The sequence below is a fragment of the Nocardioides sp. Z30_9 genome (assembly GCF_058215735.1).
This window is the reverse complement of record NZ_JBZAJF010000002.1, coordinates 1,429,333-1,444,889: the sequence shown is the minus strand read 5'-3', so window position 1 is coordinate 1,444,889 and position 15,557 is coordinate 1,429,333. Positions and strand designations below refer to the sequence as shown.

The 15,557-nt window shown below is 70.2% G+C and carries 17 protein-coding genes; 1 reads left to right on the top strand and 16 read right to left on the bottom strand.

What is annotated here, in order from left to right; all coding sequences use genetic code 11:
- Positions 1 to 11 precede the first annotated feature (11 nt).
- The 11 genes from ispG to AC4BGB_RS17625 all read right to left on the bottom strand — a co-directional run bounded on the left by ispG (position 12) and on the right by AC4BGB_RS17625 (position 10,146).
- Entirely contained in the window at positions 12 to 1,142 is a 1,131-nt protein-coding gene (gene ispG, locus AC4BGB_RS17675; RefSeq protein ID WP_490548463.1) for a flavodoxin-dependent (E)-4-hydroxy-3-methylbut-2-enyl-diphosphate synthase, read from the bottom strand.
- 47 nt (positions 1,143 to 1,189) lie between these two features.
- Entirely contained in the window at positions 1,190 to 2,506 is a 1,317-nt protein-coding gene (locus AC4BGB_RS17670) for a M50 family metallopeptidase (RefSeq protein WP_490548235.1), read from the bottom strand.
- Between the two features lie 10 nt (positions 2,507 to 2,516).
- Positions 2,517 to 3,635, bottom strand: coding sequence for a 1-deoxy-D-xylulose-5-phosphate reductoisomerase (locus AC4BGB_RS17665; protein ID WP_490548234.1), 1,119 nt, complete (start codon positions 3,633 to 3,635; stop codon positions 2,517 to 2,519).
- Positions 3,636 to 3,670: 35 nt separating this feature from the next.
- Entirely contained in the window at positions 3,671 to 4,189 is a 519-nt protein-coding gene (locus AC4BGB_RS17660) for an AMP-binding protein (RefSeq protein WP_490548233.1), read from the bottom strand.
- Between the two features lie 34 nt (positions 4,190 to 4,223).
- On the bottom strand, positions 4,224 to 5,228 hold the full coding sequence (locus AC4BGB_RS17655) for an adenylate/guanylate cyclase domain-containing protein (RefSeq protein WP_490548232.1): 1,005 nt from the start codon (positions 5,226 to 5,228) through the stop codon (positions 4,224 to 4,226).
- Between the two features lie 4 nt (positions 5,229 to 5,232).
- A complete protein-coding gene (locus AC4BGB_RS17650; RefSeq protein ID WP_490548231.1) occupies positions 5,233 to 5,643 on the bottom strand; it encodes a Crp/Fnr family transcriptional regulator in 411 nt (136 codons plus the stop codon).
- An 86-nt stretch (positions 5,644 to 5,729) separates the two neighbouring features.
- Entirely contained in the window at positions 5,730 to 6,854 is a 1,125-nt protein-coding gene (gene rlmN, locus AC4BGB_RS17645; protein ID WP_490548230.1) for a dual-specificity RNA methyltransferase RlmN, read from the bottom strand.
- A 49-nt stretch (positions 6,855 to 6,903) separates the two neighbouring features.
- On the bottom strand, positions 6,904 to 7,386 hold the full coding sequence (locus AC4BGB_RS17640) for a hypothetical protein (RefSeq protein ID WP_490548229.1): 483 nt from the start codon (positions 7,384 to 7,386) through the stop codon (positions 6,904 to 6,906).
- Positions 7,387 to 7,424: 38 nt separating this feature from the next.
- Positions 7,425 to 7,748: a hypothetical protein gene (locus tag AC4BGB_RS17635; RefSeq protein WP_490548228.1), complete on the bottom strand. Its 324-nt coding sequence runs from the start codon at positions 7,746 to 7,748 to the stop codon at positions 7,425 to 7,427.
- A complete protein-coding gene (locus tag AC4BGB_RS17630) occupies positions 7,745 to 9,373 on the bottom strand; it encodes a radical SAM protein (RefSeq protein WP_490548227.1) in 1,629 nt (542 codons plus the stop codon). Before AC4BGB_RS17630 ends, AC4BGB_RS17635 begins: the two co-directional genes overlap by 4 nt.
- Positions 9,370 to 10,146: a prolipoprotein diacylglyceryl transferase gene (locus AC4BGB_RS17625; protein ID WP_490548226.1), complete on the bottom strand. Its 777-nt coding sequence runs from the start codon at positions 10,144 to 10,146 to the stop codon at positions 9,370 to 9,372. Before AC4BGB_RS17625 ends, AC4BGB_RS17630 begins: the two co-directional genes overlap by 4 nt.
- 92 nt (positions 10,147 to 10,238) lie before the next feature.
- On the opposite strand from AC4BGB_RS17625, the gene AC4BGB_RS17620 reads away from it, so the two are divergent.
- Positions 10,239 to 11,324: a DNA polymerase IV gene (locus tag AC4BGB_RS17620; RefSeq protein WP_490548225.1), complete on the top strand. Its 1,086-nt coding sequence runs from the start codon at positions 10,239 to 10,241 to the stop codon at positions 11,322 to 11,324.
- 13 nt (positions 11,325 to 11,337) lie between these two features.
- Here the strand turns inward: AC4BGB_RS17620 and AC4BGB_RS17615 are convergent, their stop codons facing one another.
- The 5 genes from AC4BGB_RS17615 to rpsB form a co-directional block, all read right to left on the bottom strand.
- The gene (locus AC4BGB_RS17615; RefSeq protein WP_490548224.1) at positions 11,338 to 12,195 is read right to left on the bottom strand and encodes a phosphatidate cytidylyltransferase; all 858 of its coding nucleotides are present in this window, start codon (positions 12,193 to 12,195) and stop codon (positions 11,338 to 11,340) included.
- Positions 12,196 to 12,203: 8 nt separating this feature from the next.
- On the bottom strand, positions 12,204 to 12,758 hold the full coding sequence (frr, locus tag AC4BGB_RS17610; RefSeq protein ID WP_490548462.1) for a ribosome recycling factor: 555 nt from the start codon (positions 12,756 to 12,758) through the stop codon (positions 12,204 to 12,206).
- Positions 12,759 to 12,796: 38 nt separating this feature from the next.
- Positions 12,797 to 13,540: a UMP kinase gene (gene pyrH / locus AC4BGB_RS17605; protein ID WP_490548223.1), complete on the bottom strand. Its 744-nt coding sequence runs from the start codon at positions 13,538 to 13,540 to the stop codon at positions 12,797 to 12,799.
- 107 nt (positions 13,541 to 13,647) lie between these two features.
- The gene (gene tsf, locus AC4BGB_RS17600) at positions 13,648 to 14,466 is read right to left on the bottom strand and encodes a translation elongation factor Ts (protein WP_490548222.1); all 819 of its coding nucleotides are present in this window, start codon (positions 14,464 to 14,466) and stop codon (positions 13,648 to 13,650) included.
- Positions 14,467 to 14,468: 2 nt separating this feature from the next.
- Complete coding sequence (gene rpsB / locus AC4BGB_RS17595) at positions 14,469 to 15,512, bottom strand: 30S ribosomal protein S2 (RefSeq protein ID WP_490548221.1); 1,044 nt, start codon at positions 15,510 to 15,512, stop codon at positions 14,469 to 14,471.
- Positions 15,513 to 15,557: the final 45 nt, after the last annotated feature.

The following is a 15,557-nucleotide window of genomic DNA, read 5'->3' as shown; positions in this document are numbered from 1 at the left end:
CCGGGAGCCGGTCAGGAGATGCTGACCTGGGCGGTCGCGCCCTCCTCGGCCTCCATGCCCTCGGCGATCCGCATCGCCTCCTCGATCAGGGTCTCCACGATCATCGACTCCGGAACGGTCTTGATCACCTCGCCCTTGACGAAGATCTGGCCCTTCCCGTTGCCGGACGCGACCCCGAGGTCGGCCTCGCGGGCCTCACCGGGCCCGTTGACCACGCAGCCCATCACCGCGACCCGCAGCGGGACCTCGAGTCCCTCGAGCCCGGCGGTCACCTGCTCGGCCAGCGTGTAGACGTCGACCTGGGCGCGGCCGCAGGAGGGGCAGGAGACGATCTCGAGCTTGCGCGGGCGCAGGTTCAGCGACTGCAGGATCTGGATGCCGACCTTCACCTCCTCGACCGGGGGCGCGGACAGCGAGACGCGGATCGTGTCGCCGATGCCCTGGCTGAGCAGGGCGCCGAACGCGGTGGCGGACTTGATCGTGCCCTGGAAGGCAGGACCGGCCTCGGTGACCCCGAGGTGCAGCGGCCAGTCGCCGGCCTCGGCGAGGAGCTCGTAGGCGCGCACCATCACGACGGGGTCGTTGTGCTTGACCGAGATCTTGAAGTCGTGGAAGTCGTGCTCCTCGAACAGCGAGGCCTCCCAGACGGCCGACTCGACGAGCGCCTCGGGGGTGGCCTTGCCGTACTTCTCCATCACCCGCTTGTCCAGCGAACCGGCGTTGACCCCGATCCGGATGGAGGTGCCGTGGTCCTTGGCGGCCGCGGCGATCTCCTTGATCTGGTCGTCGAACTTCTTGATGTTGCCCGGGTTCACCCGTACGGCGGCACAGCCGGCCTCGATAGCGGCGAACACGTACTTGGGCTGGAAGTGGATGTCGGCGATCACCGGGATCTGCGACTTCTGCGCGATCGCGGGCAGCGCCTCGGCGTCGTCGGCCGAGGGGCAGGCGACGCGGACGATGTCACAGCCCGACGCCGTCAGCTCCGCGATCTGCTGCAGCGTCGCGTTCACGTCGGAGGTCAGCGTGGTGGTCATCGACTGCACCGAGACCGGGTGCTCGCTGCCGACACCGACCTTGCCCACCTGGATCTGGCGGGTCTTGCGGCGTGGGGCCAGCACCGGAGGCGGAGCCTCGGGCATGCCGAGCGATACCGAAGTCAATTGCGTCTTCTTCCTTCTGGGTCGGACTACGTGAGCGAGACCGGCGCCACGATGTCGGCGAAGATCAGCACGATGCTCATCACCAGGATGAGCCCCGCCATCACATAGGTCACTGGTAGCAGTTTCGCACTGTCGACCGGACCTGGGTCGGGCCGGTTCAGCAGTTTGGCGAACCCGCGGCGGATCGCCTCGTAGAGCGTGGTCGCGATCCCGCCACCGTCGAACGGCGGCAGCGGCACCAGGTTGATCAGTCCGAGAAACAGGTTCAGCCCGGCCAGGAGCAGCAGCAGGGAGAAGAACCGGCTCGGGACCGAGTTCTCGTCCATGGAGGCCATCTCCCCGGCGACCCGGCCGGCGCCGACCACGCTCATCGGGCCCTCGGGGTCGCGCTCCTCGAGGCCCACCGAGGCGCGCGCGACGTGGTAGAGCTTCACCGGCAGCGTGCCGATCGCCTTGAGCGTGGCCCAGGTGCCGTCGACCATCGTGGTGACGACGTAGCCGGGTCCCTGCCGCTCCCTGACCTGCTCGGGCACCACGCCGAGGAAGCCCGCCTTGGTGATCTTCTCCGGGTCGTCGGGGTTCGGGCGGGTGGACACGACGGTGGTGGGGTGGAGGGTCCGCTCGGTGCCGTCGCGCTCGACCACCACGCTGGCGGTCTTGTCGCCGTTGGCGCGGATCTCGCGCTGGATCTGCTCCCACGAGTCGATCCGGTGCCCGTTGAAGGACACGATCCGGTCGCCCGGCTCGAACCCCGCCGCCTTGGCAGGCGCGACAGGGTCCTGGGCCGTGCACGTGCGCTGCGGCTGGTCGGCGTTCGCCTCGGTGACCGCGATCACGCACTGGGAGACGCCGCTGATCTTGGTCGTGGGCGTGGGGATGCCGTAGCCCATGAACACCACGCCGAAGAGCAGGAACGCGATGACGAGGTTGATCGCCACCCCGGAGCCCATGATGATCACCCGCTGCCACCAGGGCTTGTTGTAGAACAGCCGGTCGTGGTCGTGGGGATCGACGAGCTCGTACTCGGCGGTCCGGACGTCACTGACCAGCTGGGCGAACATCCCGGTGTTGCGGTCGCGCACCATCGAGGGATCCTCGTCGGGAGCAGGCGGGACCATCCCGATCAGCTTGCAGTAGCCACCGAGCGGGATCGCCTTCACGCCGTACTCGGTCTCGCCCCGACGCGTGGACCACAGGGTGCGGCCGAAGCCGACGAAGAACTGGGTGACCTTGACGTTGAACAGCTTGCCCGGGATCAGGTGACCCATCTCGTGCAGGCCGATCGAGACCGCGACACCCACGGCGAAGACGAGTACGCCGAGCACATACATCAGCACGGTCATGTCGGGGTGCTCATCGGGTGGGGTCCTTCAGTGCTTGGAGGGTCTCCGCGCGTGCCCAGGCATCAGCGGCCAGCACGTCATCGACGGTGAGTTCTCGCGCAGATCCTACGTCGTGGGTGATGGCGGCGTGCCGCTCCAGAACCCGGCCCACCGTGTCGACGATGTCGACGAAGGCGAGCCGGCCGGTGCGGAAGGCCTCCACGCACACCTCGTTGGCCGCGTTGTAGACCGCCGGGGCGGTGCCGCCCCGCTCCCCCGCTGCGCGCGCGAGGCGTACGGCGGGGAACGCCTCGTCGTCGAGGGGGAAGAACTCCCACGTCTGGGGGCGCGACCAGTCGACGGGCGGGGCGGTCTCGGGGACCCGGTCGGGCCACGCCAGGCCGAGGGCGATCGGGATCAGCATCGTGGGCGGGCTCGCCTGGGCCAGCGTGGAGCCGTCGGTGAACTCGACCATCGAGTGCACCACGCTGGTCGGGTGCACCACGACCTCGATGCGGTCGAAGGGGATGTCGAAGAGCAGGTGCGCCTCGATCACCTCGAGGCCCTTGTTGACCAGGGTGGCCGAGTTGATCGTGACCACCGGGCCCATGTCCCAGGTGGGGTGGTTCAACGCCTCCTCGGGCGTCACCTCCGCGAGCTCCTCGCGGGTGCGCCCGCGGAACGGCCCCCCGCTGGCGGTGAGCACCAGGCGGCGTACCTCCTCGGCGCGGCCGCCGCGCAGGCACTGCGCCAGCGCGCTGTGCTCGCTGTCCACGGGCACGATCTGACCCGGTGCGGCCATCGCCGTGACCACGGGACCGCCGATGATCAGCGACTCCTTGTTGGCCAGCGCCAGCGTGTTGCCCGCCTCCAGCGCCGCCACCGTGGGGCGCAGGCCCACGGCACCGGTGATGCCGTTGAGCACCACGTCGCAGGACAGGCCGGCGGCCTCGGTGGAGGCGTCCTCCCCCAGCCCGGAGTACGCCGGGGCGAACTCGGCCACCTGCTGCTCGAAGAGCTGCTCCTGGGAGCCTCCCGCGGTCAGCCCGACCACCCGGAACCTGTCGGGGTTGGCCCGGACGACGTCGAGCGCCTGGGTGCCGATGGACCCGGTCGACCCGAGGATGACGATGTCGCGGCGCTCACTCACCGCGTCAGTCTCTCAGCAGGTCCGCGGCGATCGGCTCAGACCTGCAGCAGCCGCCGCAGCTCGGCCGCGTCGTACGGCGCGGCCGAAGCGGCCAGCACCTCGATCTGCTCGGCGACGCTCCGCTCCGGGGAGTACGCCGCCTCCGGGCTCAGCACGCGGCACGCCGCGGGGTCGGTGCGCCCGGCGCGGATCATCGTGTCCCACTCCAGGTCCGGGTCCTGGACGTCCTCGCCGCGCACCACCCGCGGCCGCCCACCGTCCGGGACCTCGGAGCCGGCGGAGGCGAGCACGACCGCGGCGTCGGGGGCGTCGGTGGTCCGCACCACGCCGCCGACCCGGGCCGCGGCGAGTGCGGCGACCACCGCGTCCTCGTCGGAGTCGAGGTCGATGACCACGGAGGACCCCGGCTCCACCCCGAGTGCGGCGAGCACCCCGCCCAGCGCCGCCACCTCCTCGAGCAGCCGGGCGTGGGTCATCGTGCCCATCACCGGGTCGTCGAAGCGCCCGGCGATCACGGCGGCGTCGAGCAGGGCGAAGCTGACGTTCGGGGTCATGGCTGCAGGCTAGATCAGGGCCCGTGACGCCGGATCAGCCCGCTGGGTCCTTGCGGCGCAGCGCCCAGGGCTCCAGCCGGCGGTAACCCTTGACCGAGGCGCGCCGTACCCGGCGCAGCTGGAACTCCTCGCTGTCCTGCAGCTGGTCGGCCAGGCCACGGTCGACCAGCACCCGGCTGGGGCGAACCGTCGAGGTCAGCCGTGAGGCCACGTTCACCACTGGGCCGAGCACGTCACCGAGGCGCGCCAGGGCGGGTCCCCAGGCCAGGCCCACCCGGACCTCGGGGAAGCGGTCGTCGCGGCCGGACTCCTCGGCCAGCTCGAGCCCGATGGCGGCGATCGCCCCGGGCCGGTCGGCGACGAAGAGCAGCTCGTCGCCGATGCTCTTGATGATCCGGCCACCGTGGGCGGTGATGATCTCCAGGGAGCGCTCCTCGAAGTGGTCGACCAGCTGGCCGATCTCGGTGCGGGTCAGGGAGCGGCTCTGGCGGGTGTAGCCGACGATGTCGGCGAACCCCACGCCCATCGTGGTTCCGGAGTCGTCCCCGACGGCCTCCTCGTCCGCGTCCTGGGGGGCGGCCAGGAGCAGCCTCGCCGCCGCCGCGAGGACGTGCCGGCGCCAGACGTAGTTCTGCAGGGACTCCACGGCCGGGGTGACCTCGTCCATCACCTCGCGGAGCTCGTCGAGGCTCATCGCGTCGGGGTCGACGACCTTCGCCAGCAGCCCCATCTGCCACTCCGCGAGGCGGGCGAAGCTGCGGCCCAGGGTACGCACCAGCGCGGCCTCGTCCTCGGGGCCGATCATCCCGACCGAGAGCAGCTGCTCGGTCAGCCGCAGGGCCTCGAGGTCGGCCGAGGTGAACGCCGGGACATCGGCGCCGACCGCGCTGAACCCCAGCGAGCGCCAGCGCAGGCGGGCCTCCTCGAAGGAGATCCCCAGCTCGTCGGCGAGCTGCTGACCGGTCAGCGAGGGCTCCTCGCCCAGCAGGAAGACCTCGAGACGGTCGACCAGCTCGCGACGATCTCGACGCTCCGGCACCGGCTCAGGCCTTGGACTCGCCCAGCCGGTCGCTGGTGGTCCCGCGCAGGGCCTCGCCGAAGGCGGGCACCTCGTCGAGCAGCTCGGTGAGCGACTCCTTGGTGAAGTGGATGACCTCGACCGGGGTCAGGCTGACCACGCTCGCGGAGCGCAGCTTGTGTCCCACGATGGCCATCTCGCCGATGACGTCGCCGGGACCGAGGCGCGCCACCTCCTCCTTGCCCTTGCGGACCGCGACCTCGCCGTCCACGATCAGGTAGGCCTTGTCGCCGGGGGTCTTCTCCCAGATCAGCGACCAGTCGGCCGGCAGGCGCAGGTGGCGACCCTTCTTGATCACCGTCTTGAGGTCCTTGTCGCTCAGGTCCTCGAGCCGATTGAGCTTCTTGAGCTGGGCCGGCTGCGGCTCTTCGGCCATCTGGGACTCCTCATCAGGGCGGTTTGGTCGGGAGCATCCTCCCGTCAACCCAACCCGGTGTCCACCAGGCCACGGCCCGGCCGGACTCAGCCCTCGGCTGCCAGCTGGCCGCAGGCCCCGTCGATCTCGCGGCCACGGGTGTCGCGGACCGTGGTGGAGATGCCCTTGGCCTCGAGGCGGCGCACGAACTCGCGCTCGTCGGCGGGGTCGCTCGCGGTCCACTTCGAACCGGGAGTGGGGTTGAGCGGGATCAGGTTCACGTGCACCCAGCCCCAGTCGCCGTAGGAGTTCAGCACGTCGCCGAGCAGGTCGGCGCGCCAGGCCTGGTCGTTGATGTCGCGCATCATGGCGTACTCGATCGAGACCCGGCGCTTGGTCACCTTGGCGTAGTTCCAGGCGGCCTCGACGGTCTCCCCCACCTTCCAGCGGGTGTTGATCGGGACCAGCTCGTCGCGCAGCTCGTCGTCGGGGGCGTGCAGGCTCAGCGCGAGGGTCACCGGGATGCCCTCGGTGGCGAGCTGGTTGATCCTCGGGACCAGTCCGACGGTGCTCACGGTGATGCCGCGGGCCGACATCCCGAGACCGTCCGGAGCCGGGTCGGTGAGCCGTCGTACGGCGCCGATGACCGCCTTGTAGTTGGCCATCGGCTCGCCCATGCCCATGAAGACCACGTTGGAGATCCGGCCGGGTCCTCCGGCCACCTCGCCGCGGGCCAGCGACCGGGCGCCGGCCACCACCTGCTCGACGATCTCGGCGGTGGACATGTTGCGCTGCAGGCCACCCTGGCCGGTGGCGCAGAAAGGACAGGCCATCCCGCAGCCGGCCTGGCTGGAGACGCAGATCGTGGTGCGGCCCGGGTAGCGCATCAGCACCGACTCCACGAGCGCGCCGTCAAAGAGCTTCCACAGCGTCTTGCGAGTGGTGCCCTTGTCGGCCTCCTGCGTCTTCAGCGCCGTCATCAGGTGCGGCAGCAGCCCCTCCACCAGCTCGGCACGCTGGCCCGCGGGCAGGTCGGTCATCAGCTCCGGGTCGTCGACCAGGCGGGAGAAGTAGTGGGTGGAGAGCTGGCGCGCCCGGAACCCGGGCAGGCCGAGCTCCTCGAGGCGCGCCTTGCGCTCGGCCGGGGTGAGGTCGGCGAGGTGGCGCGGAGGCTTGCCGCGCCCCTTGGGCTCCTCGAAGACGAGGGGAAGGGTCTTGATCGATTCAGTCACAACGGTCCCATCCTCCCACCCTCGTGACTGTGCTGCGAAATGCCCGGCCCTACTGGCCGAAGCTGTAGGCCAGGCCGACGAGCAGCACCACGCACGCGCCCGCAGCCAGGATGAGCAGCAGGGCGGTGCCGGCGAGCAGGCCCAGGGCGATCCACCGAGTCCGTTCGATGACGATCATCGCGATGATCCCGCCGACCACGCCCAGGCTGATCACGCCGGAGAACACGGATTCGACAGCGTTGTCACCGCCGAGCAGGGTCAGCAGTGCCGACACCCCGGAGGAGATCACGCTCACGATGACCAGCGCGGGGATGGTGATCAGCACGCCCGTCCAGAACTTCGCCTTGTTCGACCAGCCGGGCCGGGTCGGCGGCTCTGTGGGCGGTCCCCCGTAGGGACTGGTCGGATACGGCCCGGGCGGTCCCCCTGGCGGGCTCCCGTACGGCCGACCACCGTACGGCGGGTTGCCCTGGGGCGGGCCCCCGTAGGGCGGGCCTCCGTGCGGCGGTGGTGGCGGCGGCTGCTGCGACATCCGGTTTCCTCTCGAGGGGTGACTCAGCTAGACGTGACTCAGCGAAGCGACAGGTAGATGCCGCAGGTAGCGGCGACCGCCAGGACGGAAAGGTAGAGCAGGACGAGCCGGGTGTCACCCAGCTTGCATCGCGACCGCAGCAGGCCCTCGCGTCGCGCCTTGGCATATCCCGCCACGGCGAGCAGCGAGAACCCGAGCAGCGCCCAGGGCCCGAGCAGCCAGCCCAGCAGCGCCACCGTCGCGAAGACGCAGAGCTTCAGCGGGTCGAAGGGGTGCTCCTCGTCCTGCTGGGCCGCCCGCGTCCCCGCTCCCCCGGTCGTCGGCTCCAGATGGGGCGGGCGCACCTGGCGGGGGTCGCTCACCGTCGGACCTTCGGCGTGGGCAGCACCGGGAGGCCGGCCTGCTGGCGCGCGGCCGCCAGCGGCACCCCGACGGCGGTCGAGATCCGGCTCTGCGACAGCGGCGCCCAGGCCTGCACGGCGCAGAACGGTGCGCACTGGTGGTCACCGCTGGTGCCGTTGACCGTCGCGACGTGGACACAGCACTGGGTGAGCCGTTCCTCGATCATCGTGTTCATGTCCATGAACGGCTTCACGGTCACCCGCAGCACGCGCTCACCGAGCATCCGGCGCAGCCGTTCGTGCTGGCCGGGCAGCTTGGACGCCGCCAGGGTCGCCAGCGTCCCGATGCCGAGGTCGCAGTTGCTGCAGATGTCGCTCCAGATGGTCGCCATCGAGGGATGCGAGAGCGAGCTCTGCTCAGAGAGCAGGTCGAGCAGCGACCCCTTGACGACCGCGCGCAGCTGAGCGGGGATCGCGTCGTCGGCGATCCGGTTGGCGAGCACGTCGGGCTCGAGGTCCAGCCACTGCTTGAGCCGGTCGGCGCCGATCAGCTCTACCAGGGACTTCCAGGTGCCGGAGTCGTCGCGCAGCAGGTAGCCCACCGAGCAGCAGTGCGGGTGCGAGCACGGCAGGGCGGTCATGTCGCGCCAGGTCACCTGGCCGGCCGTCTGCTCCTCGAACCGGGCGAGCACCCCGGTGTGGGTGAGCCGGTCCATCGGGTCCAGGCCGGCGCTGCGCCCGGACCCGAACACCGGCTGGATGGTGACGCCGCCGACGTACGGCGTGTCCAGCGCGCGCTTGATCACGAACCCGATCTCGTCGTCGTTGACGCCCAGGGAAGCCGTCATCGTCAGCGTGGTGAAGACGCCGGCCCCGGAGAGCCGCTCGATCGCCCGCTCCTTGAACCGGCGGATGTCGGCACCGCGGTGGTGGGTGGAGGCCTCGGCGGACTCCCCATCGTACTGCAGGTAGATCTCCACCCGCTCCCGGTGACGGCGAAGCGTCGCCAGCAGCTCGTCGTCCTGGGCGATCGCCAGCCCGTTGCTGTTCACCAGCACGCGCACCACGGGGCGTTCCGCGACCGCGTCCAGCAGCTCGGTCAGCTGCGGGTAGAGCGTGGGCTCTCCCCCGCTGAGCATGAGCACGTCGATGCGGCCGTTCTCCCGCGCGATCCGCGCGTCGATCGAGGCGAGCACCTGCTCGAGCGGGACAACCGAGGCCAGCGCGGGGGCGGAGGCCGCGAAGCACGTGGGGCACTTGAGGTTGCAGTGGTCGAGCAGGTCCTGGAGCAGGATGCAGGTGTGCTGGGTCTGCATCTCGGGCAGCCCGTCGGCGTAGGCCGCGGGCACGGGCGCGAAGTTGCCGGCGAGATCGGGGGTGTGCACCTTGGTGGGAGCGGTCCACTGCTCGAGGTAGCTGAGGATCTCCGGGGACTCGTCGTACATCGTCCGGACCAGGCCGTGGGTGGAGCAGCCGCGCTCCAGCCAGATCCGGTCCTCGCGCTCGACCAGCCACCCCGAGAGCCGCTGCACCTCGGTCAGGGGCCGCAGAGGCTCCTCCTCGTGGCACAGCGGGCAGAACGCGTTCACGTAGCGGTGGATGCGATCTCCGCGCAGGGGCATCCCTGGTCCGGTGCGGGTGCTCACTGGGAAACAGGCTCCTCGGGTCGGTCACGACTGGGGGCTCCGGCACGCACGTGGAGCGCGATGCGGAGCAGGACGAACGGAACGGTGACGGCCAGGAACAGCTGCGGCCGGGTGAGCCCCTGCCAGACGACCTCGTTGCCCCGGGTGAACTCCACCAGGAAGCGGAAGACACCGTACGCCGCCACGAACCACACGAAGCTCTCCCCCGGCGGCAGGTCACGCCGCCGGAGCCAGAACCAGATCACCGCGAACGCCGCGAGATGGAAGACGATCTCGTAGACGAAGGACGGGTGCAGGGGCACGCCGGGTTCCGCACCCAGGCGGGCTGCGTCGGCCGCACCCAGGGTGATCCCCCACCCGGAGCCGGTCGGCGTCCCCGGCAGCTCGGTGAGCAGGCAGCCGACCCGTCCCACGGCCAGGCCCAGCGCGACCGCCGGGGCGAACAGGTCACCGGTGCGCAGCTGGTAGCCGCACAGCCGCTTGGCGACGTGCACCCCCAGCCAGGCGCCGACCAGGCCGCCCAGGATGCTGCGGTTGCCGTAGGCCCACTGCTCGACCAGCGAGGCGTTCTCGCGCAGGTCGACGTGCTGCAACCAGGTGCCCAGCCGCATCAGCAAGGCACCGCCGACCAGGGCACCGGTCACCACGATCAGCAGCCGGTCGTCGGTGTGGCCGCGCCGCCGGGCCTCGAGCACGAAGACGAGGACCGCAGCGACCACCCCGAGGCCCACGAAGAGGCCATGAGTCGGAATCCCCCAGATATCGGACAGCACCGGGCCACCCTTCCATGGACCGGCCCGCCAGGCATGAGTACCCGTGCTCATCGTGTCGCCGGGAGCCCGCTGCCGTGGGGCAGGATGTCGTCGTGGCGCAGTGGGTGCTCCATGTGGACATGGACCAGTTCATCGCGGCCGTCGAGATCCTGCGGCGGCCCGAGCTGGCCGGCCTGCCCGTGATCGTCGGCGGGCGCGGTGACCCGACCGAGCGCGCCGTCGTCTCCACCGGCTCCTACGAGGCCCGGGAGTTCGGGGTCAGGTCGGGGATGCCGTTGCGGATCGCGGCCCGCAAGTGCCCCGAGGCCGTGTTCCTGCCGGTGGACAAGGAGGCGTACGACGCCGCCTCGGCCGTGGTGATGGACACGCTGCGCGCCATCCCCGGCGCCGTGGTGGAGGTGCTCGGCTGGGACGAGGCGTTCGTGGGGATCGAGACCCCGGACACGCCGGGCGCCCCCGAGGAGGTGGCCCGGGCGCTGCAGGCCGATGTGTTCGCGGCCACGGGGCTGCACTGCTCGGTGGGGATCGGGGACACCAAGGTCCGCGCCAAGATCGCCACCGACTTCGGCAAGCCGCGGGGCAGGTTCCGGCTGACCCGGGAGAACTGGTTCGCGCACATGGGCGAGCGCCCGACCCGCGACCTGTGGGGGGTGGGCAGCCGGGTGCAGCAGCGCCTCGCGGCCCACGGGATCGAGACCGTGCGCCAGCTGGCCGAGGCGCCCGAGGAGGTGCTCGTGGCCGAGTTCGGCCCGAACACCGGCCCGCACTACGGCCGCCTGGGGCGGGGTGTCTCCAGCGCCACGGTCGACGACACCCCCTGGGTGGCCCGGGCACGCGGCCGCGAGACCACCTATCAGCAGAACCTGACCGGCCCGGAGATCCCGGAGGCGCTGCGGGCGCTGGCCGAGCAGGTGGTCGTGGACCTCCGCAGCGAGGGGCGCGCCTGCGCCCGGGTGCACCTCAAGGTCAGGTTCGCGCCGTTCTTCACCGTCAACCGCAGCCGCAAGCTGGCCGAGCCCACCTTCGACGCGAGTGTGCTGGCCGCGACCGCGGTCGAGCTGTGGGAGCGGCTCGAGGACGACCGGCCGGTGCGCCTGCTGGGGCTGCGGGCCGAGATGGTCCCTCCGGAGGGTGGCTACGAGCCGCCGCGCACGCACGGGCGGCGTGGCAACCCCTGATCTCCAGTCGTGCTCAGAGCACGAGGTAGTGGAGCAGCAGCCAGATCGGCGCCACCGTCGCGAGCAGCGAGTCGAGCCGGTCCATGATCCCGCCGTGGCCGGGGATGACCTGGCTCATGTCCTTGATGCCGAGGTCGCGCTTCATCACCGACTCGCACAGGTCGCCCAGGGTGGCCATCACCACCGTGATCAGGCCCAGTGCCACCCCGACCCACCAGTCACCCTCGAGCAGGTGCACCACGACGAGGTAGCCGACGGCGACGCAGGCGATCGCCGAGCCGGCGAACCCCTCCCAGGACTTCTTCGGCGAGATCACGGGGGCCATCTGGTGCTTGCCGAACAGCACCCCGGCGGCGTACCCGCCGATGTCTGAGGCGATCGTGACCCCGATGAACGCGATCACGGCGAGCGCACCGTTGTCCTCGGCGAGGAGCAGCACCACGAACGAGGCCAGGAAGGGGACGTAGACCAGTGTGAACACCGCGGCGCTCGCGTTCTGGACGTAGCCGTCCACCCCGCGCCGCAGCAGCCACAGCATCGTGACCAGCGCCGTGACCGCCGTGGTCGCCACCAGGGCCGGTGCCCCGAAGAGGTAGGCGACCAGGATCATCACCACGGCCCCGAGCATCAGCGGCTCCTGCGGGATGTCGATCCCGCGGGTCAGCAGCGCCTTGTGCATCTCCCAGACGGCCACCACCATGGCCACCGCCACCAGCGCCACGAACGCGAGGTTCGCGAACGCCAGCGTCAGCACCACCGCCGCGACGAGCACCACGCCGGAGGCGATCGCGACGGGGAGGTTGCGCCCGGCACTGCGCTTCTTTCCGGGCTTCTTCTCGGGGTGCACCGGGGCGGCCGGGGACTCTGTCATCTGGTCGTTCACACCTCGAGCAGCTCTGATTCCTTGTGCTTGAGCATGTCGTCGATCTGGTCGGTGTGCTTCTTGGTCGAGGCGTCCAGCTTCTTCTCGGCGCCGGTGACGTCGTCCTTGCCGACCTCGCCGTCCTTCTCCAGCTTCTCCAGCGCCTGCTTGGCGTTGCGGCGGATGTTGCGCACCGAGACCCGGCCCTCCTCGGCCTTGGACTTGGCGATCTTGATGTACTCCTTGCGGCGCTCCTCGGTGAGCTCGGGGAACACGCACCGGATCAGCTTGCCGTCGTTGGAGGGGTTCACGCCGAGGTCGGAGTCGCGGATCGCGCGCTCGATGGCGCCCAGCGAGCCGATGTCGTAGGGCTGCACCAGGATGATCCGGGACTCGGGGGCGGTGAAGCCGGCGAGCTGCTGGATCGGCGTGGGCGTGCCGTAGTAGTCAACGGTCAGCTTGGAGAACATCGAGGGGTTGGCGCGGCCCGCACGGATCGCGGAGAACTCCTCTCGCGTGACCTCGACGGCCTTGGCCATCTTCTGGTCGGCGTCCTTCAGGGTGTCGTTGATCAACGCATCTCTCCTGTTGCTGGGCCTGGTTGCTGCGACTAGTTGTGGTGCTCGGACGTGCGGGCGGCGTCCCCGGTGCTCACGAGAGTGCCGATCTTCTCACCCTGGACCACCTTGAGGATGTTCCCCTCGGGGTGCATCCCGAAAACGACCATCGGCAGGTGGTTCTCCATGCAGAGCGCGAACGCGGTGGCGTCGGCGACCTGCAGTCCCTGCTGGAGCGCCTCGGTGAAGGTGAGCTCGTCGTACTTCATCGCGTCGGGGTTGGTCCGCGGGTCGGCGTTGTAGACGCCGTCCACTCCGTTCTTGCCCATCAGCACGACCTCGCACTTGGTCTCCAGCGCGCGCTGGGCGGCGACGGTGTCGGTGGAGAAGTACGGCATCCCGGCGCCTGCGCCGAAGATGACCACACGGCCCTTCTCGAGGTGGCGGATCGCCCGGCGTGGGATGTAGGGCTCGGCGACCTGGCCCATCGTGATCGCGGTCTGCACGCGCGTCTCGATGCCCTCCTTCTCCAGGAAGTCCTGGAGAGCGAGGCAGTTCATCACGATGCCGAGCATGCCCATGTAGTCGGCGCGCGCCCGGTCCATGCCGCGCTGCTGGAGCTCGGCGCCGCGGAAGAAGTTGCCGCCGCCGGTGACGATGGCGACCTCGACGCCCGACCGCACGACCTCTGCGATCTCGCGGGCGATCTTCTGCACGACGTCGGGGTCGACGCCCACCCGTCCACCGCCGAAGACCTCGCCCGACAGCTTGAGCAGGACTCTCTTGTAGCCGCTCATCCGACCCTCCAAGTAGTTGATGGCCGAAGGCCGGCCCGATGCCTGCAGTGTGCGTGCATCGAACCGGCCTCCAACGTGTACTGAGCCGCCAACAGGTGACGGATGGATCAGGCTCCGACCTCGAAGCGTGCGAATCGCTTGACCTGCACGCCGGCGGCGTCCAGGACTGCCTTGACCGACTTCTTGCTGTCGGTCACCGACGGCTGGTCGAGGAGCACGACCTCCTTGTAGAAGCCGTTCAGCCGCCCCTCGGTGATCTTGGCGATCGCCTGCTCGGGCTTGCCCTCCTCGCGAGAGGTGGCCTCGGCGATGGAACGCTCCCGCTCGACCACGTCGCTGGGCACCTCGTCACGCGTGAGGTACTTCGGACGCATCGCTGCGACCTGCATGGCGGCGCCGCGGGCGGCCTCCTCGTCGGAGCCGTCGTACTCCACCAGCACACCCACGGCGGGGGGCAGGTCGGAGGCGCGACGGTGCATGTAGGACACGACGGGACCGTCGAAGACGGCCACGCGGCCGAGCTCGATCTTCTCGCCGATCCGGACCGCGAGCTCCTTGACGATCTCCTCGACGGTCTTGTCGCCGATCTTGACCGCCTTGAGGGCGTCGGCGTCGGCCGAGGAGTCCAGCGCTCCGGCCGCAGCGTCAGCGATCTGCTGGGCGGTGCTGATGAAGTCCTCGCCCTTGGCGACGAAGTCCGTCTCGCAGTTGAGCTCGACGAGCACGTTGCCGGAGGTGGCCACCAGGCCGGCCGAGGCGGTGCGCTCGGCGCCCCGCTCGGCAGCCTTCTTGCCCAGCTTGATGCGGAGCAGCTCGGTGGCCTTCTCGAAGTCGCCGTCGGCTTCCTCGAGGGCCTTCTTGCAGTCCATCATGCCGGCGCCGGTGTGGTCCCGGAGCCTCTTGACGTCAGCGGCGGAGATCGCCACGTTCAGTCCTCCTTCGTCGTAGCGGTGCCCTCGGCGGGGAGCGCCTCGGACGGCTCCTCCACTGCGGTGACGGCAGGCGTCACGGCAGCGACGGGCGCGTCGGGCTCCTGCGCCGCAGGTGCCTCGGTGGTCTCGGGGGCAGCCTCGGCCTTGGGGGCCTCGGCGGCCTCCTTGGCAGCTGCGCCCTCGACGGAGGCCCCGGTCGCCTCGGCGGCGGGGGTGTCCTCGGTCTTGGTGTCGCCACCGGTGGCGGCGACGGCAGCCTTGTCGGCCTCGCCCTGGAGCAGGTCGCGCTCCCAGTCGGCCAGCGGCTCGTCGGTGCCGATGCCCTTGGCGTCACCGTCGGTCTTGGCACCCGAGCGGGCGATCAGGCCGTCGGCGACGGCGTCGGCGATCACGCGGGTCAGCAGGCCGACCGCACGGATGGCGTCGTCGTTGCCCGGGATCGGGTAGTCGACGAGGTCGGGGTCGCAGTTGGAGTCGAGGATCGCGATGATCGGGATCTTCAGCTTGCGAGCCTCCTCGACCGCGAGGTGCTCCTTGTTGGTGTCCACGATCCACACGGCCGAGGGCGTGCGGGTCATGTCGCGGATGCCGCCCAGCGTCCGGTCGAGCTTGATCTGCTCGCGGCGCATGAAGAGAAGTTCCTTCTTCGTGCGACTGGACCCGGCCACGTCGTCGAAGTCGACGTCGTCGAGCTCCTTGAGGCGGTTGATCCGCTGGTGCACGGTCTGGAAGTTGGTGAGCATGCCGCCGAGCCAACGCTGGTTGACGTAGGGCATCCCGACGCGGGTCGCCTGCTCGGCGATCGCCTCCTGGGCCTGCTTCTTGGTGCCCACGAACATGATCGTGCCGCCCTTGGCCACGGTGTCCTTGATGAACGCGTAGCTGGTGTCGATGTAGGACAGCGACTGCTGCAGGTCGATGATGTAGATACCGTTGCGCTCGGTCATGATGAAGCGCTTCATCTTGGGGTTCCAGCGACGGGTCTGGTGCCCGAAGTGGACGCCGCTCTCGAGGAGCTGGCGCATGGTGACGACTGCCATGGGGATTCTTTCCTGTTGTGTCGGAGCACGCTGGCGCGCACCGAC